At 66.9% G+C, this 17,685-nt stretch carries 18 protein-coding genes; 4 read left to right on the top strand and 14 right to left on the bottom strand.

From position 1 onward, the window contains the following. Positions 1–77: 77 nt before the first annotated feature. From AC1RTC_RS04390 to AC1RTC_RS04345, 10 genes are all read right to left on the bottom strand, one after another. Positions 78–281 carry an antitoxin VbhA family protein gene (locus AC1RTC_RS04390; protein WP_493154233.1) on the bottom strand — a complete coding sequence of 68 codons (204 nt, stop codon included), beginning with the start codon at positions 279–281 and terminating at the stop codon, positions 78–80. Next, positions 268–1,650: a hypothetical protein gene (locus AC1RTC_RS04385; protein ID WP_493154232.1), complete on the bottom strand. Its 1,383-nt coding sequence runs from the start codon at positions 1,648–1,650 to the stop codon at positions 268–270. The genes AC1RTC_RS04390 and AC1RTC_RS04385 overlap by 14 nt, the downstream gene beginning before the upstream one ends. Positions 1,651–1,888: 238 nt before the next feature. After that, on the bottom strand, positions 1,889–2,230 hold the full coding sequence (locus tag AC1RTC_RS04380) for a helix-turn-helix domain-containing protein (RefSeq protein WP_493154231.1): 342 nt from the start codon (positions 2,228–2,230) through the stop codon (positions 1,889–1,891). Further along, on the bottom strand, positions 2,227–3,339 hold the full coding sequence (locus AC1RTC_RS04375; protein ID WP_493154230.1) for a tyrosine-type recombinase/integrase: 1,113 nt from the start codon (positions 3,337–3,339) through the stop codon (positions 2,227–2,229). Before AC1RTC_RS04375 ends, AC1RTC_RS04380 begins: the two co-directional genes overlap by 4 nt. A gap of 291 nt (positions 3,340–3,630) precedes the next feature. Further along, positions 3,631–4,122: a heme-binding protein gene (locus AC1RTC_RS04370; protein WP_493154229.1), complete on the bottom strand. Its 492-nt coding sequence runs from the start codon at positions 4,120–4,122 to the stop codon at positions 3,631–3,633. 33 nt (positions 4,123–4,155) lie between these two features. Continuing rightward, positions 4,156–5,079 (bottom strand): hypothetical protein, encoded by a 924-nt coding sequence (locus AC1RTC_RS04365; RefSeq protein WP_493154228.1) that lies wholly within the window; start codon positions 5,077–5,079, stop codon positions 4,156–4,158. Continuing rightward, a complete protein-coding gene (locus AC1RTC_RS04360; RefSeq protein WP_493154227.1) occupies positions 5,076–6,041 on the bottom strand; it encodes a hypothetical protein in 966 nt (321 codons plus the stop codon). Before AC1RTC_RS04360 ends, AC1RTC_RS04365 begins: the two co-directional genes overlap by 4 nt. 65 nt (positions 6,042–6,106) lie before the next feature. Then, complete coding sequence (locus AC1RTC_RS04355) at positions 6,107–6,556, bottom strand: NUDIX hydrolase (RefSeq protein ID WP_493154226.1); 450 nt, start codon at positions 6,554–6,556, stop codon at positions 6,107–6,109. Further along, on the bottom strand, positions 6,553–8,502 hold the full coding sequence (locus tag AC1RTC_RS04350; RefSeq protein WP_493154225.1) for a S9 family peptidase: 1,950 nt from the start codon (positions 8,500–8,502) through the stop codon (positions 6,553–6,555). Before AC1RTC_RS04350 ends, AC1RTC_RS04355 begins: the two co-directional genes overlap by 4 nt. Positions 8,503–8,505: 3 nt before the next feature. Then, entirely contained in the window at positions 8,506–9,270 is a 765-nt protein-coding gene (locus tag AC1RTC_RS04345) for an SDR family oxidoreductase (RefSeq protein WP_493154224.1), read from the bottom strand. 73 nt (positions 9,271–9,343) lie between these two features. On the opposite strand from AC1RTC_RS04345, the gene AC1RTC_RS04340 reads away from it, so the two are divergent. From AC1RTC_RS04340 to AC1RTC_RS04325, 4 genes are all read left to right on the top strand, one after another. Further along, positions 9,344–9,814, top strand: coding sequence for an NfeD family protein (locus AC1RTC_RS04340; RefSeq protein ID WP_493154223.1), 471 nt, complete (start codon positions 9,344–9,346; stop codon positions 9,812–9,814). Next, positions 9,811–10,737 (top strand): SPFH domain-containing protein, encoded by a 927-nt coding sequence (locus AC1RTC_RS04335; protein WP_493154222.1) that lies wholly within the window; start codon positions 9,811–9,813, stop codon positions 10,735–10,737. Before AC1RTC_RS04340 ends, AC1RTC_RS04335 begins: the two co-directional genes overlap by 4 nt. A gap of 40 nt (positions 10,738–10,777) precedes the next feature. After that, positions 10,778–11,497, top strand: coding sequence for a glycerophosphodiester phosphodiesterase family protein (locus AC1RTC_RS04330; RefSeq protein WP_493154221.1), 720 nt, complete (start codon positions 10,778–10,780; stop codon positions 11,495–11,497). Positions 11,498–11,614: 117 nt separating this feature from the next. Further along, a complete protein-coding gene (locus AC1RTC_RS04325) occupies positions 11,615–11,980 on the top strand; it encodes an RNA polymerase-binding protein RbpA (protein WP_493154220.1) in 366 nt (121 codons plus the stop codon). A gap of 10 nt (positions 11,981–11,990) precedes the next feature. Here the strand turns inward: AC1RTC_RS04325 and AC1RTC_RS04320 are convergent, their stop codons facing one another. From AC1RTC_RS04320 to tatC, 4 genes are all read right to left on the bottom strand, one after another. Continuing rightward, on the bottom strand, positions 11,991–12,722 hold the full coding sequence (locus tag AC1RTC_RS04320) for a polyprenol monophosphomannose synthase (RefSeq protein ID WP_493154219.1): 732 nt from the start codon (positions 12,720–12,722) through the stop codon (positions 11,991–11,993). Then, on the bottom strand, positions 12,709–14,169 hold the full coding sequence (gene lnt / locus AC1RTC_RS04315) for an apolipoprotein N-acyltransferase (protein ID WP_493154218.1): 1,461 nt from the start codon (positions 14,167–14,169) through the stop codon (positions 12,709–12,711). The genes AC1RTC_RS04320 and lnt overlap by 14 nt, the downstream gene beginning before the upstream one ends. A gap of 218 nt (positions 14,170–14,387) precedes the next feature. Further along, the gene (locus AC1RTC_RS04310) at positions 14,388–16,832 is read right to left on the bottom strand and encodes a DEAD/DEAH box helicase (protein WP_493154217.1); all 2,445 of its coding nucleotides are present in this window, start codon (positions 16,830–16,832) and stop codon (positions 14,388–14,390) included. Next, entirely contained in the window at positions 16,829–17,683 is an 855-nt protein-coding gene (tatC, locus tag AC1RTC_RS04305; protein WP_493154216.1) for a twin-arginine translocase subunit TatC, read from the bottom strand. The genes AC1RTC_RS04310 and tatC overlap by 4 nt, the downstream gene beginning before the upstream one ends. Positions 17,684–17,685: the final 2 nt, after the last annotated feature.

Genomic DNA, 17,685 nt, shown 5'->3' with positions numbered 1-17,685 from the left:
CAGAAGACGCTACCGGAGGAACTGGTTCGGTACGCTGAGGAGCATTGGCCGCCAGACAACGACGGCCCGTCCCGACGCTAGGTCAATCCATATCGCGTTCGGCCACGCGCCACGAATTCGTCGATGTCGATGCGTCCGGTGGCGTATTCCTCTCCGTCGGCACGAGCGGCGGCGGTGATGTCCAGGCCCTCCATGTTTCCGCTGTGTTCGGCCTGTGCGAGCGCAGTGCGTCGGCGAGCGATCGCGACAGGTGTGATTGCTGGCTGGTCACCGATGGTCATTTTCACTCCCGCCGCGATGTCGCTCAATTTTACCGCCGGCCTCCTCACGGTGATTGGTTTGCTGCCGGCGAAGGTCGACGTAGTCGGACATCGGAGCACCCGCACGAGAAGCGTGCTGGGTGACGATCGTTCCGCTGTAGCCCAGGAGATCGATCAACGAGCGGGCGTCGACCTGGCGCACGAGGTCTTGGAGGGTGGTGTTTCGGGCCCGCTGAGGGTCGATGCCGAGCACAAGGAATCGTTCGCCGAGCGTGCGGTGATGGACGTGCTGGCCAGCCCGGAAGCCCGGGAACAGCCACCTGGTGCCGGTGTTAGCGGTCTGCTGGTTACCCCGGTTGGAGAGGTGCTCCCAGAACAGCGGCGCGACTGGTTCTGGAACGGCTGCCGGGTTCTCGCCGAGTTTGATCGTCATTCCAACGGGAAGGCGCTCGAGCTGGTCGATTGTCAGGCCCGCGATCTTGACGAGAGGATGGGCCCAGAGCAGGGAGATCAGGCCAGCGATGCGGGTGGAGAGCGCTACCTGCTCGAATTCGAGACAGTTGCGGACGAGTTCGAGGCGCTGGCTTTGGGTCAGCATCGGGATGGATCTCGCCGTTCGGTACGGAACGGTTACTGTCCGGCTCCGGGGTCGTCCGGGGTGGAGCCAGTGCACGAAGTTGCGGATGTGCTTGCGGGTGCTTGTGCCCTCGGCGAGGTACTGGTCGACGTGCGCCTGTTGGATGCCGTCGGCGACCACACCGTGCTCCTCTACCAGCCATCTCAAGAACTTGCCGGCTTCGGTGATTTCCTGCTTCGCCGAGAGTGTCGCCGTGTTCATGTTCGTAGCGCCGGCGTCGAGTTTCTGGCGGAGGTTTTTGAGATGGTGCCAGCGGGCGAATCGTTCGACTGGGCCGTGGATGTCTGGCCACTCCTCGAGTTCGGTGAGCCGTATTACAAGCCATTGCTCGAAGAGCGCGAATGGCAGGCTTGCTCGGTTCGGCAGCATCCCGTGGTGCACCAGGATCTCGCGGAGGTGGCCGGCGGCCGCAGGGGAGCGGGAGTAGGCGTCGAAGGCCTCGTGCGTGAGATCGATCTCGCGCCGACCGATCAGTTCCAGTAGCTGCTTGGGGGCCTTGAGGTTCATCCAGGTGTAGACGCTCTCGGGCCTGGCGGAGTCGGCCAGGATCGTCACCAGTCGCTTGAGTCGGAGATCGGCAGGTGAGTTCGGCTTCAGGACGGTTTCGAGGTCCTCGCGCACAATACATCGAGCGCAGACACCCTTGCGGAATCGCTCGGCCTCGCTGCCGCACCGATCGCAGACGAGCAGGGTCGTGATCCCTGCGCAGTCGCGGCAGATGTGCTCGTCGGCGGGTGAGCGGCCAGGGAGCATGCGCTCCTCGCCGCATCCGGAGCATCGGCCGTACTCGTGCACGGCCGAAGTGAAGCACGCTCCGCAGACCGCCCCATCGGGCCAGCGCACGCGGATTTTGGCGACGTTCAGCCGGCAACGGTCGCAATGCTTGTCGCCCGTGGACCTCGGACGGCCGCGGCGTCGAGGCTGCGCGAGGTTCTCGATCGTCGCGGAGCGGGATACTCCAATCCCGTTGGTCGCCGGCCTTCCGGTCGGCTTACTCGTCGACGTCATCCGTGACGATTCGCGCCCTGACCGGACGGTAGTCGCGAAGGTCGGGCAATTCGGTGCCACCGGCGGCCTTGCGACGCAGCGTTCGCGCATCGGTCGCTGTGAAGACGATCAGCTCGTTGACCTGAACTCCGAGGATGTCGCACAGTGCACCGAGTACGGCGAATGAGATTCGTTCGGGGTCTTTGGTGACGAGCCGCCACACCTGGGTGGGGGAGAGGGTGATTCCGCGCTGGCGGAGCAGCTCGGTGAGTTCTTTGCTGTTGTAGATGTGGCTGCGGGCCATGAACTCCCGCACCTTCCACTCGTAAGTGATCTCGCGTGTCATGGGTTCCTCTTTCGTGGTGGCAGTGCTCGTGCGGACTCAAGGGTTCGGTTGTGGACCCTTTCGAGAGCCAGGCGCTGGTAGTCGGGGGAGGGGATCGAGTAGATCGATGTCGTGGAGGCATGCTCGTGGCCGAGTTGCATCTGCACGAAGGAGACGTCGAAGCCCTCCGCGGTGATCAGGTGAGTCGCATACGAGCGACGGAACGAGTGAAGGTCGAGTCCAGGCGGAAAGCCAAGTTCGTCGAGCAGTCGATGCAAAACGTCAAGCAGATGCGTCCCGCCCAGGATGGATCCTGTCGATGTCGGGAACAGGTCGGTAAGCGGAGTGCCGTAGCGGGGGAGTCCGCGCTCGACCCAGTCGCGGAGGACCTCTACCGACCATTCCCACACGGTGAGGACCGATCGCGGCTTCTTCGCCGACCCGCGATGGGGCTTTCCCCAGCGAACCCGCATCACCCCGTAGTCGCCGAAGTAGGGCGCCTTGTAGTTTCGTGAGAGATCGACGACCTGCAGGTGGCGGAGCTCGTTTGAGCGAAGGCCCCAGGCATAGGCCGTCTTCAAAGCGACCGAGTCACGCCATGCACTCAACGCGCCGTGACGGCCGGAGTTGAGGATCCTGTCCACCTCGAGGTCGGCCAGGTCGAACAGCTGCTGCAGCTCGGATTGGGTGAACGGGCGCTTCGCCGGTCGGGTCTCGCTGGGTTGGGAGTGGGTTACCCGGTTGAGTTCGGTGATGACTTGGGTGAACACCGTGCCGAACAAGTTGGCGCAGGCGACCGACCAGTCGTATCGCGGGTTGCATGCGTAGTCGCAGAACAGTTTGATCGCGCCCTGATAGGCGCGAACCGTAGAGTGCGACAGGTTCTTCACCCCGCGAGCGTGAGCGAAGAACTCGTCGGCATCGCCGATCGACCACTCCCACGGATAGTGCCCGGAGAAGTCGACGAGCTTCACTACGACCGCTCGGCGGGTGCGAATCGTGTTCGGCGAGAAGTCGCTGGCCCGCTGCGCACGTTCCCACCCCTCGAGCACGCGATCGAGGAACGCATCAGGATTCTGAGCATCGCTGGCGACGGGGAGGTACGCGACGTTTCCCGATCCATCCGGCACCGATCACTCCTCCTCTCGTTTGCAAGTTTTGCATTCTGATTGCACTTTATGCAATCAATGAGAGAGAAATACCTGATCAGACGGGCTTGAGCAGGCGGAAACATCAGCAGGATCTCGGCACTGTGCAGTCGCGATTTGCCAGCGTGCTCTGAGAGAAAGTCCTGATCAGAGAGACAGCCGGGGAGTGGCTCGGGTGTTACCCGTTTCCACTCTGATTGCAAAAAGTGCAATCAGAGTAACTTCCACTTGACATAATGTGCATTATCGGAGGTCAGGTAGCACCGCGATGACTCAGGCCTCGTGGCGCCCGCCGCGCTCGCCCAGGTATCGCTGGATGGCTTCGACGGCTGCCTCGTGGTCCGTGCCATCGGGTTCACCGGACATTGTGAGCGTTCCGACGATCTCGCCGGCGACTCGCAGCGGCACGGAGCCGCCGTGAGCCTTCAGCGCGGCGTGGTCAATGTCGTCACGGTCCTCGAACGGCGTGCCCGCCTCGAGGTGGCGCGTCTTGACGAGTAGCGACGGCTCGCCGAACCTGACGGCGGTGGCGGCCTTGCCCTTGAGCCACGGATCGTTCCCAGCGCCGGTCGACTTGAGCTTGGCGCGGAACACCAGGTCGTCACCGAGCACGATGTCCACAGCGAGGCTCAGATCCCATTCGCGGATGACCGACACGGCCACCAGGCCGAGCGCGACGGCGTCGTCGTTGGTCATGCTCTCGAACTCGATCCTGTTGAGCGGCTCGAGGTTGGCGACCGTGTATTCAGGGATGGGACGTGGCATGGGGTTGCTCCTTGCTGACGAGTTGCTGGTTCCCTACTCTGTCAGAGCCGGAACGTCGTCGCGCGCCGGAACAGCCTCCAGGGGTGCCGCCTTGCGCCTCCTCACCGCGAGCACGATGTTTGCAGCCGCGAGTCCAAGAACGACAACGCCGCCGGCGATGAGCGCCCACAGCGGTACGGCCAGCACGCCCGCACCGCCTGCGCTCGGCGCGGTGTACTCGAGGGACTTTACGTCAGACAGTGTCACTCCCCCGGCGAGCTCGGCGACCGGCGTGAACACGCCGGTTACTGTGTACGTGGCATCCGGTACGAGCTTCGTGCTCAGTGCTACTCCAACCGGCTCTGTGGCGCCCTGGGCCACGGGCGCCTCCACGCTGAAGACGGCCTCGCCGTCGGAGTCGGTGACCGTGAAGGACCAAGTGCCCGCGGGGCTGCCCTTCATCTTGTCCATCCATGTTCCGGAGAGCGTGCCCTGAATCATCGGTTCTGGCGATGTCGTGACCAGCTCGACAGCGCCGGCGAGGGTGAATGGGGTGATCGTGACTTGGATCGGCGTACTCGTCTGACTTGTGGAGAGGTATCCCCCCGGCGCGGGCACGAAGACTGCGGTGAGATTGTGGGTGCCCGCGGGCAGCAGCGGTTGCGCAAGCGGCTGAGAGATGTAGACGGATCCATCCGCGGTGATGGGCAGGCCCTTCGACCAAGGCTCTGAGATGCCCTGTACGTAGACGTCGACGGTCCCCTGTGCAGGCGGAGCGGGCAGGGTCGCCCCTCCCCCAATCGGCATGCGAACCACCGCTCGGGCGTACCAATCGCTCGCGAACGGGGTCGTGATCGGTGTGAGATCGGCGAACTCGATCTTTGCCGACGAGTCCGCCAAGGCCGGCGACGTCCCCAGCGCAAGGGTTGCGGCGATCCCCACAGCGGCAAGGGCCGCGGCGACCCTCGGGCGGATCACGCCTCGACCTCGGAGATAGCGGGGGCCGCGGGCGGCGCCGCCTTGGGTCGACGGCGTACGAGATTCACGACGAGCAGCGCCGTTAGACCCGCAAGAACGAGGACGACTAAGGCTGCCGACCACGCAGGCAACGGCACCGTCGAGGAGGTCTGCTCTGCGTCGGGCAGCGCATCCGGTGCAGACGCAGGTGCGCTCGCCGTCGACGTAGGAGTAGGTCTGAGGGCGCTGCTCATGGTGAAGGGATACTCGTTACCTTCCGCGACGCTGAACCGGGTTGCCGATATGCCGCTCGCGGTGAACGTCGCGGTCGCCGAGTACTGGCCTCCCGGCTTTGCCTCCGTCCAGTACTCGGTCACTGCGAGGTCGTTGCCACCCTCGGCCCTCTCGACGTCTCTTTCGAAGACCGTCTTCCCTTCGGAGTCCGCAATGACGAGGTGCCAGACGCCCGCTGGTGCGCGAGCGGGGCCGAGGTACGCAAACTCGTCGACGAATCGCCCCGTGAGACGTGCGGAGAGGATGGCATTGCCGGGCGCCGCTGGGTCAGACGCCAACCGGACCTCGACGTTCAACTTGGCCGGGGTGATCGTGAGGGGCTCGGGAAAGTCCCGGGGATCGAAGATCGGAAGCCTGAGGGTGAGCACGTAGTCCCCCGGCTCAAGCGGCGGGGTGTCAGGGGGGCTTGAGACGGTGATGTTCGTCGAGTTTGTCGTCTCTTCCAGGTGCGAGTAGACGCGCGGGGTCACGCTCGTCGGACCCGTCATTGTTGCGTAGACCGGGCAGTCGCAGATGCCGTAGTAGGTGGGAGCGGCGACCGCTTGAAAGCCCCACGACTCCCCGTACTCGAGCGTCTGGTTGGGTTGCGCAAACGTGATCGTAATACCGTCGGCGTCGTCGGCGTGCGCCGTCGTCGGCAGCACGAGCAACACCGGTATGGCGAGCAGTGCGAGAAGTGGGCGTCTCATCGATGAAACTCCGATATTAGGGATGATCTACCCTCACATACTGGCGGAAGAATCCGACTCGCGAGCTAACAGGACGGTAACTGTCTCCGGACGAGGTTGACGAGCTCAGGGGGCTCGTACGCTTCATCGGTCGCAATGAGCTCCGAGAGGGTCCACCACTTGTGCGCCAGCACGTCCACGCGCTCCTCGTCGGTCCAGTGGGCGTCGGACGGCTCGAACGCGTCGACCGTGGCGGTGTAGAACTCGGCGTGGCCGGTGTCGTGGTCCGCGGAATCCCACTCGACAACGAAGTCGTGCGACCAGACCGGCTCCCCCACGCTCTCCAGAACGAGGCCGGTCTCCTCCTCGAGCTCGCGCAGTGCCGCCTCGTGGTGGGTCTCCCCCGCGTCCACTCCCCCGCCTGGCGTCAGCCAGCGGGCGACGCCGCTCGTGTCGGGGGCCTTGGTGAGGAACAGCAGCACCCGGTTGTCGCGGTCGAGCAGCAGCACGCGGCTCGTGAGCCGGTTGACGGTCACAGGTACCGCCCGAACCACTCGATGATCGCGTCGAACCGCTGCACGCGATGGCGCGGACGACCCGCTCGGCTGAGCTCGTGGTTCTCGCCGGGGAAGATCAGGAGCTCGGCATCCACCCCCTGCAGCTTGAGCGTCGCGTAGTACGTCTCCGCCTGCGCGAGCGGGCAGCGCAGGTCCTGTTCCGAGTGGATGACGAACGTCGGCGTCGTAACGAGGTGCGCGACTTCCTGCGGGCTCTGCCGGCGCTGCAGCTCGCGGTCGGTGCCGTTGTACTGCTGTGGGAAGGTCGCGCCGATGTCTGACGACCCGATGAACGACGACGGGTCGAGGTAGCCGCGCTCGACGATGGCGGCCTTGAAGCGGTGGTCGTGCGCGATGGTCCAGGCGGTGAGATAGCCGCCGTAGGAGCCGCCGAGGATGCCGAGCCGGTCGCCATCCAGGTCGTCGTGGGCCGCGAGGGCCCCGTCGAGGAAGTCGAGCACGTCGTGCATGTCGAGCCCGCCCATGTCCTCGCGGATGGCGCTGCCGTGCGCCTGTCCGTACCCCGAGCTCCCCCGCGGGTTGCAGTACACGACGGCGTAGCCCGCGTCGACGTAGACCTGCGTCTCGTCGAAGACGTGCACGCCGTACTGCGTGTACGGCCCGCCGTGGATCATGAGCAGCGTCGGGTGCTTGCCGTCGCCCTCCGGGCGCGCGACCCAGCCGTGCACGGGGTACCCGTCCCGTCCGGTCACCGTGAGCTCGGCGGGCTCGACGATGCCGCGGGTGCGCAGGTCGGCTGAGAAGTCCGTGAGCGGGGTGAGCGCGCCGTCGTCGACCACCGCGACATCCCCGAAGCTCGTCGGCGACTGGTACGAGACGACAATGCGGTCGCCGGATGCCGCGGCGCCGGTGACCTCGACATCGCCCGACGTGAGCGCCCGCAGGCCGCCGGACCCGAGCACCTCGTACAGGTGCTCACGACCGCGCTCGATTCCCGGTACCAGGACCCGCTCCCCCGCGAACGTCAGCAGCGCTCCCCCGAAGTCGCTCGTCTCGGGGTCGGTCAGGCGCACCGGGGTTCGGCCGTCCAGCCGGTAGACGGCGCCGTTGCGGCCGACGAAGTCCACGCCCGTCTCACCGAGCTCGTGGGCGAGAAGGTAGACCGTTCCGTCTACTGTGCTGTCGAACGTGCCGATCTCGATCGTGCCGAGGTCGGTGAGCGATTGCGGCTCCTCCCCCTCGGCGACCGTCCACAGCTGGTTGAGCAGGTCCCGGTCACGGCCCTCGTGGCGCGCGGAGAGTGCGGCGACGCGATCGCCCAGGTATCGCGGCGCGTACCAGGAGAAGTCGCCCGCGGTGAGCTGGATGCTCTCCGGCACCAGGACGGCCTCGGGCGTGGTGCCGTCGGGCAGCGGGGCCGCGACATAGGCGGGCTCGGCGTCGAGGGCGGGAACTCGGACGGTGAAGACCTGCGTGCGCTGGTCGCCGATGTACCCCGTTCCGTTGTACTTGTAGACGAGGTTGGTGATGTGCCGTCCGGGCTCGGAGCCGGGGGCGATACCCTCGACCGTGCCGTACCGGCCCTGCTCGGGAACGGGCGCCGTGTAGGCGATGCGCGAGGAGTCGGGCGACCAGGAGAACGACTCAACCCCGAGCTTCGCGTCCGTGAGCTTGACCGGCTCGCCGCCGGCCGCATCCACGGCGAACAGCTGCGGCGCGGCGCCCTTGTCTCCGCGGATGAACGCGATCGCGCTGCCATCCGGGCTGAACATCGGCGAGCTGTCGCTGCGCCCCCGCGTGAGCCTGCGGGCCGGTGAGCCGTCGAGAGGCACCGACCAGAGCTGGCCGACATTCCCGTCGGCGTCGATTGACGGATGCGACGCGCTCACGACCGCGCGGGAGCCGTCGGGCGCGATCGTCGGGCGCGAAAGGGTTGTGAGCGCCTCGATGTCCCCCGACTTCATCGCTTAGGCCTGGAGGAAGTCTGAGACGTCGCCGACGTAGCGGGTGTGGTTCTCGGGTATCGGCTCGACCGCGGCCAGCGCGACCTCCGCGGCGAACTCGCTCACGTTGTACAGGCGGCCGGCGGCCTCCTTGCGAGCCTCGATCGCGCCGGGGTTGGCGCGCTGCAGGAGAGTCGCCGTGATCGTGCCCTCGATCATGTCGCCCGAGACGACCACGAAGCCGATGCCGTTGTCGTCGAGCATCGGGATGAGGTCGCGCAGGGCATCCTCGCCCGCCCGCTTGCTCAGCGCGACCGGGAGGTACTCCGGCATGGTCTCGACGGTCTTGATGAAGTGCGCCTGGTGGCTGGTGACGAAGACGATGCGCGAGCCGTCGTGCAGCAGGGGCAGCATTGCGCTCAGGAACTCGACCTGGGCGTCGCGGTTGAGCTTCATCGCGTAGTCCTCGGCCATGCCGCTCTCCATGCCGCCCGAGGCGTTGAGGACGAGGATGTCGAGGCCGCCGTAGCTCGCCTTGATGGTGTCGACGAGCCGCTCGACGTCTGCCGGGTCGGTGAGGTCGGCGCCCACGGCGATCGCCTCGGCGCCCTTCTCCTCGAGCGCGGCCACGAGCTTCAGCGCCCGGGCCTCCTTGTTGCGGTAGTTGACGACGACGCGCGCGCCGGCCTCCGCGAAGTAGGTGATGGTGTCGGCGCCGATGCCGCGGGACGAGCCCGTGACGAGTGCTCGGAGGCCGGACAGGGAACCAGGTGCCAGGGGGTTGCTCACGAACAACGACCCTACCAAGCGCGCCGCTGGGGTGTAGTTTTGACGAAGAACCGACACACGAGAGGTGCCGATCATGATCCTGGATTTCCTGGTCTCCTATGCATGGATCGTCTGGATCGCGCTGATCCTCGTATTCGGCATCATCGAGCTCACCACCCTCGAGTTCACCTTCCTCATGCTGGCGATCGGCAGCCTCGGCGGCCTTCTCTCCGGTGTCCTCGGGGCGCCGTGGTGGGTGCAGATCATCGTCGCGGGCCTCCTCTCTGTCCTTCTCCTCTTCGCGCTGCGACCTGCACTTCTTCGCTCGCTCAAGAAGGGCGGCGACCCAGCACTGAGCAATGTGGATGCCCTGCTCGGGCTCGCGGGAACCGTCACCAACGACTTCTCGGGCAACGCCAGCCACGTGAAGCTCGCCAATGGCGAGACGTGGACCGCACGACTCACTGGCGCCGACCGCACCCTCGTCGAGGGTGAGCGCGTCGTCGTCACCGCAATCGAAGGGGCGACCGCCGTGGTCGTTCCCGCTGAAAGGACAGATACGTGACCGACTCAGGCCAACTCATCGGCCAGATCTTCCTCGTCATCCTGCTCGCGATCATCGCGATCTTCGTGCTGGTGGTGCTCTTCCGGTCGATCCGGATCATCCCCCAGGCGAACGCGGGGGTGGTCGAGCGGCTGGGCAAGTACCACAAGACGCTCATGCCCGGCCTGAACATCCTGGTCCCGTTCATCGACCGGGTGCGGCCGCTCATCGACATGCGCGAGCAGGTGGTCTCCTTCCCGCCCCAGCCGGTGATCACCGAGGACAACCTCGTCGTCTCCATCGACACGGTCGTCTACTTCCAGGTCACGGATGCCCGTGCCGCGACCTACGAGATCGCGAACTACCTCGGCGCAGTCGAGCAGCTGACCACGACCACGCTCCGTAACGTCGTCGGTGGCCTCAACCTCGAAGAGGCGCTGACCTCGCGCGACAACATCAACGGCCAGCTGCGCATCGTGCTCGATGAGGCGACCGGCAAGTGGGGCATCCGTGTTGGACGCGTCGAGCTCAAGGCGATCGACCCGCCCCTCTCGATCCAGGACTCGATGGAGAAGCAGATGCGCGCCGAGCGTGACCGCCGCGCGCAGATCCTGACGGCCGAGGGAACCAAGCAGGCCGCGATCCTGCAGGCCGAGGGCTCCCGCCAGGCGAGCATTCTCGAGGCCGAGGGTGACGCGAAGGCCCAGGTCCTCCGGGCCCAGGGTGAGGCTGAGGCCATCACGACCGTCTTCGGCGCCATCCACGCGGGCGGCCCGTCGGCCGATCTGCTGGCCTACCAGTACCTCCAGACGCTGCCGAAGCTCGCGGAGGGCGACTCCAACAAGATGTGGATCATCCCCTCCGAGCTCACCGAGGCCCTCAAGGGCATCAGTGCGGGATTCCTGGGCGGAGCCGCCGGTGGTAAGGCGCCGACCGCCAAGTAGGACTCCGGCGGAGAACTACCTCTCCCCCGCGAGGCCCCGCGTGTTCGCACACCGGGGCCTCGCGCTCGAGGCGCCGGAGAACACCATGCTCGCGTTCGCCAAGGCGGTCGCAGCGGGAGCGATCTACGTCGAGACTGATGTGCACGCCAGTGCGGACGGCATCGCCGTCATCGCGCACGATCCCGATCTCAAGCGGGTCGCGGGCCGTGACGTGCGGATCGACCAGCTGACCTTCGCCGAGCTTCGCCGCATCGACCTCGGTGACGACCAGACGTTCTGCTCGCTCGCCGAGGCGCTCGACGGATTTCCCGACACCCGGTTCAACATCGACGTGAAGTCGCGTGCGGCCGTCGACCCCACGATCGCCGCCGTGCTCGCGGCCCGGGCATCCCAGCGCGTCCTCGTCTCGTCGTTCGACGAGGGCCGGCGGCGCGCGGTGCTCAAGGGACTGCCCGGGGTGGTCTCGTCGTCGTCCGCGCGGCTGTTCCTGGTCGCGCTTCTCGCGGGCAAGGCGGGCCTCTCCCCCGTCCTTCGCCGGGCGCTGCGCGGGCTGGTCGCGGTCCAGGTGCCCGAGAAGGCGATCGGCCTGCGCATCACTTCGGCCCGGATGATCCGGCGCCTCCACGACGCGGGCGTCGAGGTGCACATCTGGACCGTCAACGACCCCGCGCGCATGAACGAGCTGCTCGATCTCGGGGTCGACGGCATCGTCACCGACCGCGCCGACCTCGCGCTCGAGGTGGTTCGGTCGCGCTCCTAGGCGCTTTTCAATCCGAGTGAATCCTGTGAACCGTCTGTGAACGGGCGCGGGCTTGAAAGGATATGCCCAGCTTGTGGGTTTATACCTGTAACGACCGCATGAGAAGGAGGCCACACAATGGCAGACCGGAGTTTGCGCGGGATGAGGCTGGGCACGCAGAGCTTACAGAGCGAAGTGGGCGTGGAGTTCTCCCCGCGGAAGAAGAGCACGTACCGCGCCGCCGACGGCACCACCTTCGAGGTGGTCTTCGCGGCCGACGCAGAGGTTCCCCAGCAGTGGGAGTCTCCCAAGACCGGCCAGGAGGGCATCCTCCTCGACAGCGATGGCGAGCTGACCGTCCTGGACGAGACCGAGACCAAGGTTCCCCGCAGCCACTGGGACATGCTGCTCGAGCGCCGCACGCGCGCCGAGCTTGAGGAGCTGCTCCAGGAGCGGCTCGATTTCCTGCGCAGCCGCAAGGGCCAGCAGAAGATCGGAGCCTAGCGCTCGGTGCTCAGAGTTTCAGGGCCGCCGCCACCCCCCAGGCGGTGACCCTGAACAGCGCCTCAACCACGATGCCCACGTGCATCTTCGAACGCCCCGTCGCCCTCTCCACGAAGGTGATGGGGTGTTCTTGTACCCGGTTACCGGAGCGCTCGAGCCGCCACGCCAGCTCGACCTGGAAGCAGTAGCCCTGTGACGAGACCTCGGCGAACTCGAGCTCCTTGAGCGCGGACACCCGGTAGACGCGGAAACCGGCGGTGATGTCCCGGATGCCCGAGCGCAGCACCCACCGCGAGTAGGCGTTGCCCGCCCGAGAGACCGCCTGCCTGAGCCAGGGCCAATTGCGCACCGCGCCGCCCTTCACCCAGCGCGACCCGATCACGAGATCGGCTCCGCCCTGTGCGAGAGCAATCATCGCCGGTAGCTCTGCCGGGTCGTGCGAGCCGTCCGCGTCGATCTCGACCGCGTAGTGGTACCCGCCGGAGATCGCCTCCGCGAATCCGGCGAGATAGGCCCGCCCGAGGCCCTCCTTGCCCGCGCGGTGCAGCACGGCGATGTGGCCGTCCGAGGCGGCGAGACGGTCGGCGAGCTCCCCCGTGCCGTCCGGGCTCGCATCGTCGACCACGAGGAGGTCGGCGGTGGGCACCGCCTGCCGCAGTCGCCCGATGATGAGCTCGAGGCTCTCGATCTCGTTGTAGGTCGGGACGATGACGAGGACCTGCGCTGGTTCAGAGGGTGCCACGCCGCTTCTTCCTGCTGGTGAAGCCGGCAATGACGATGCTCGCGAGCCCGAGTCCGGAGACGAGCCACTCCAGCTGGCGGCCGACGAGCACTGCGGGCGTGATGGCCGTGCTGAGCGCGACGTCCTGCACCATGGTGCCCACCGAGTACCACGGCAGCTGCTGCACGATCGAGCCGTCCGGCGCGATCACCGCGCTCAGGCCGACGGTGGAGATGTTCACGACGCTGCGGCCGAGCTCCATCGCCCTGATGCGGGCGATCGCGAGCTGCTGGGCGCTCTCATCGGTGTGGCCGAAGTCCGCGTTGTTCGACGACGCGAAGATGACCTGCGCGCCCTCCTCCACCGACTCGGTGAGGATCTGGTCGTCCACGATGTCGAAGCAGATGTTGATGCCGACCGTGACGCCGTTCACGTCGAAGACGTTGTCCGTAGTGCCCGGCGTGTACTCGCGCTGGATGAGGTCGATCAGGTCCGGGGCGAAGGGGCGCCAGAAGGCACGGTCGGGGATGTACTCGCCGAACGGCACCGGGTGCTTCTTGTCGTAGAGGTCGAGCGCGCCCTCCCCCGCCTGCCAGAGCACGGCGGTGTTGTAGTACACCCCGTTGCGGTGGGTCACGCCCTGCGCGATGAGCGGGGCATCCATCTTCTCGGAGACGTAGTCGAAGACCTGGCCCGTGTACTCGTCGGTGAGCGGGTCGGCGTAGGTGGTGCCCTCCGGCCACAGCACGACGTCGATGTTCTTCTGCCCGAACAGGGGCGCCGTCGCGTCGTACTGGGCCTGCAGCAGCTCGTTCGCGGTAGAGCCGTCGAAGTACCCCGCCTTGGCATTGCCCTGGGCCGCGGCGACGCGCATCGTGCCGTCGGTCGCGGTCGGCCAGGCCGGCAGGCCGACGAGGACGACGCCGAGGGCCACGACGGCGGTCGCCCGGACTAGCCGGGGAATACCGGCATATCGCACTGCCTCGACGGATGCTGCGGCGAGCAGCACCATGACGAAGCTCGTGCCCGAGATGCCGAGCCACGGGAAGAGCGAGGCGAGCGGGCTGTCGGACTGCGACATCGCGAGGCGCCCCCACGAGAAGCCGCCGTACGGCCAGACCGCAGACCACGCCTCGCGGGCGGTCCACAGCCCGGCGATCGCAATCGGGAGCAGTGCCAGGCGGCCGAGGGCGGTCGGCCACGCGAGCGGCATCCAGCGGTACGCGAGGGCGATCGCGATGCCGCCGAGCCCGACGAAGAGGGACTCCAGGAACGCGAGGGCGGTCATCGGCAGCAGCCCGAGGAACAGCGAGGCCCATTGGATGTGGAGCAGGTAGAACGAGAGTCCCGCGACGAAGGCGACGAGGAAGGCGCTGCCCGCGCGGCGCCCGATGAGTGAGACGAGCACCATGGCGGCTGCGGGGAACGCGAGCGGCCAGATGCCGAGGTCGGGGAACGCGGCATCCATCACCGGGCCCGAGGCAGCGGCGACGATGAGCGCAGCCCAGAGAGGGAGTGCGGGTTGAGTAGCGCGCTCTGGCGCGCGTATCGAAACCGGCAGCGCACGGTCAGGTTTCGATACGGCGCTGGAGCGCCTACTCAACCCACCGGGTTTCGATACGGCGCTGGAGCGCCTACTCAACCCACCGGGTTTCGATACGGCCGCGGACGGCCTACTCAACCCGCTCATGCGACGCTCGAGTACGCGACGATCCCGCGACGGATCGAGTCGAGCGCCTTCCGCGCCGTACGGCCCACCTCTCCGTCGGCGACCACCGAGAGCTGGTCGAGCAGGTCGATGACCTGCTTGGTCACGCGGACGAAGTCGCCCGCCGCCATGTCGGCCTCCTGCAGCACTGCGTCCAGACCGGTGCCGCTCGCCCAGCGGTACATCGCGAGGGCGAGTCCGCCCGCGAGGGGCTGGCTCCCCGGGAGCTTGTGGAGGCGCTCGAGATCGTCGAGCTCGCTCCACAGCGTGCCGGTCTTGTCGAAGGCGTCGCGGAATCGCCCGCGCGGGAGGTGGCGGTCGCCGAGCTGCCCCTCCTCGCGGCGGGGCTCGTACACGAGGGTGGTGGCCATGGCGGCGAGGGACGCCGGGTCCAGCTCGTCCCAGAACCCGCGGCGGAGCGATTCGGCGACCAGGAGGTCTCGTTCGCCGTAGATGCGCCGCAGCATCCGGCCGCTCGCATTGAGGGTGAGGTCACCCGCCTTGTCCGACTCGACAGGCTCAACCCGCAGATAGCCGAGCTGCACCAGCACGTCGGTCACGCGGTCGAAGATCTTCGCCACAGCACCCGTGCGCGTGCGGATCTGCGCGGTCAGCTGGTCGGTCTCGCGCTTGAGCTTCCAGTAGCGCTCTGCCCAGCGCGCGTGCGACTCGCGCTCGGGGCAGGCATGGCAGGGGTGCTGTTTGAGGCGCCGGCGCAGATCGGTGAGCTGGCGCTGACGGCGGTCGCGCTCGGCCCGCGATGCGGTGTTCGAGATGCCCTTGCGCTCGAGGTCGGTGAGCTCGCGCCGGATGCTCGAGTACTCCTGGAAGTCCCCGAGATGGCATTTCATCGAGTTCGCGTAGCCCTCGAGCGACTGCTGCTGCGACCGCACCTTGCGCGCGAGGTCCACGACGGCGCGGTCGGCCTGGAACTGCGCGAAGCTCGATTCCAGGATCTCGCGCGTGCGCTCGCGCCCGAACTGCTCGATGAGGTTGACGGCCATGTTGTACGTCGGCTTGAAGCTCGAGTTGAGCGGGTAGGTCCGGCGGCTCGCGAGGGAGGCGACGGCCTGCGGGTCGAGCCCGTCCGTCCACTGGATCACCGAGTGGCCCTCCACGTCGATCCCGCGTCGGCCGGCACGGCCGGTGAGCTGCGTGTACTCCCCCGGCGTGATGGGCACGCGGGCTTCGCCGTTGAACTTCTCGAGCTTCTCGAGCACGACGGTGCGGGCGGGCATGTTGATGCCCAGGGCGAGCGTCTCGGTTGCGAACACGACCTTGACCAGCTTCTTCTGGAAGAGCTCCTCGACAACTTCCTTGAACGCGGGCAGCAGGCCGGCGTGATGGGCGGCCACGCCACGCTCGAGACCGGTGAGCCAGTCCCAGTAGCCGAGCACGGCCAGGTCCTCGTCGAGCAGAGTGCGGCAGCGCTCCTCCACGATCGCGCGGATCTCGTCGCGCTCCGCGGGCGTCGTCAGCCGGATGCCCGAGCGCAGCACCTTGGCAACGGCCTGGTCGCACCCCACCCGGCTGAAGATGAAGAAGATCGCGGGCAGCAGGTTCTTGCTGTCCAGGAGCTTGACGACCTCGGGACGCTCGACGCGCGCGACATCCGGCCGCCCGCCCTTCGAGTGGCGCCGCCCGACGTCCTGCATCTGCCGGGAGCTGATCGTACGGCCGCCGTAGCGCGCCATCTGCACGAGCTCGGGATTCACCCGGTGAGTCGCGACGAGGCCCGAGGAGTCGAACAGGTCGATGAGCTTGCCGCGCATGAGGATGTGCTGGTCGAGCGGGACTGGCCGCTCCTCGGACACGATGACCTCGGTGTCACCGCGCACCGCCTGAAGCCAGTCGCCGAACTCCTCCGCGTTGGAGACGGTGGCGCTGAGCGACACCATCGTCACGTGGGCGGGCAGGTGGATGATGACCTCTTCCCACACTGCCCCGCGGAACCGGTCGGCGAGGAAGTGCACCTCGTCCATCACGACGACGGCGAGGTCGCGCAGCAGGTCGGAGTCGGCGTAGAGCATGTTGCGCAGCACCTCGGTGGTCATGACCACGATGCGCGCGTGCGAGTTGATGTTGGTGTCGCCGGTCAGGAGGCCGACGCTCTCCTCGCCGTACTCGGCCTGCAGCTCCTGGAACTTCTGGTTGCTCAGAGCCTTCATGGGCGCGGTGTAGAACACCTTGTCCGACTGCTGCTGCATGGCCCGGTAGATCGCGAACTCGGCGATGATCGTCTTGCCAGCTCCCGTGGGGGCAGCGACCAGTACGCTCTTGCCCTCCTCCACGACCTCGCAAGCGGCGAGCTGATAGCTGTCAAGGTCGAACTTCTGACGCGCGCGGAATGCCTCGAGCAAGGGATGCCCGTTGCGCTTCTTCGCCGCCGCGAACCGCTCGGCGGGGGTCAGCTGGCTGGTCACAGCGGTGTCACCGGCAGGCTCTCCGACTCGATGCGAGCGAGGCGGCGGGCGGCCGCGCGGTCGTGGATCGTCGCGACGAGAACTGCCGCGAAGTAGAGGGCGACCATCGGGATGGCCAGGAGGAACATCGACGCGACATCCACGGCCGGTGTGGCGATCGCGCAGAACAGGGTGATCACGAGGATCGCGACCCGCCAGCCCTTCAGGATCGCCTTCGCGCTCAGCACCCCGACGAAGTTGAGGAGCACGAGGAAGACGGGAAGGACGAAGCCCACTCCCACGGCGAGCACGAGCTTGATGATGAAGTCGTAGTAGTACCGCGCGTCGAGCAGGATCGCGTCCTCACTGGGCGTGAACGACGCAAGCAGTTCGACCATGTGGGGGAACAGCAGCCAGCCGACGAGACCGCCGGCGAGGAACAGCGGGACCGCTGAGAAGAAGAAGCCGAAGGTATAGCGCTTCTCCTTGCCGGTGAGGCCAGGCACGAGGAAGGCGAAGATCTGGAACAGCCACACTGGGCTCGCGATCAGGATCGCAATGGTGAGGCCGATCTGCACGGTCAAGTCGAATGAGCTCGACACCGTCGTGTAGCTGATTGTGGCGTTGTGGTTCTCTGCGAGCTGGGTGATCGGCACGCGCATGCCGTTCTGCACGAAGCCGGTGAGACTGGAGAGCTTGAACGGGAGCCCCAGGAGCTCGGCGACCCAGCCCCAGTTCACGAAGGCGACGACTGCCGCCACGATGATCGCGATCGCGGAGATGAACAGGCGCTTGCGCAGCTCACGCAGGTGGTCGCCCAGCGACATGCGCTGGTCGCCTTTCGTGCGCCACCGGCCGCTACGGGTGGCCATGG

The sequence above is a fragment of the Rhodoglobus sp. GW821-FHT12B09 genome (assembly GCF_058809925.1).
Note: the sequence above shows the minus strand (reverse complement) of the source record. Positions and strands in the feature narration are given on the sequence as shown.

What these genes read in the sequence shown, in the direction of transcription:
- AC1RTC_RS04390 (WP_493154233.1), bottom strand. Translation starts at nt 281, where the DNA reads ATGACCATCGGTGACCAGCCAGCAATCACACCTGTCGCGATCGCTCGC.
- AC1RTC_RS04385 (WP_493154232.1), bottom strand. Translation starts at nt 1,650, where the DNA reads ATGCTCCCTGGCCGCTCACCCGCCGACGAGCACATCTGCCGCGACTGC.
- AC1RTC_RS04380 (WP_493154231.1), bottom strand. Translation starts at nt 2,230, where the DNA reads ATGACACGCGAGATCACTTACGAGTGGAAGGTGCGGGAGTTCATGGCC.
- AC1RTC_RS04370 (WP_493154229.1), bottom strand. Translation starts at nt 4,122, where the DNA reads ATGCCACGTCCCATCCCTGAATACACGGTCGCCAACCTCGAGCCGCTC.
- AC1RTC_RS04360 (WP_493154227.1), bottom strand. Translation starts at nt 6,041, where the DNA reads ATGAGACGCCCACTTCTCGCACTGCTCGCCATACCGGTGTTGCTCGTG.
- AC1RTC_RS04350 (WP_493154225.1), bottom strand. Translation starts at nt 8,502, where the DNA reads ATGAAGTCGGGGGACATCGAGGCGCTCACAACCCTTTCGCGCCCGACG.
- AC1RTC_RS04340 (WP_493154223.1), top strand. Translation starts at nt 9,344, where the DNA reads ATGATCCTGGATTTCCTGGTCTCCTATGCATGGATCGTCTGGATCGCG.
- AC1RTC_RS04325 (WP_493154220.1), top strand. Translation starts at nt 11,615, where the DNA reads ATGGCAGACCGGAGTTTGCGCGGGATGAGGCTGGGCACGCAGAGCTTA.
- lnt (WP_493154218.1), bottom strand. Translation starts at nt 14,169, where the DNA reads ATGGATGCCGCGTTCCCCGACCTCGGCATCTGGCCGCTCGCGTTCCCC.
- tatC (WP_493154216.1), bottom strand. Translation starts at nt 17,683, where the DNA reads ATGGCCACCCGTAGCGGCCGGTGGCGCACGAAAGGCGACCAGCGCATG.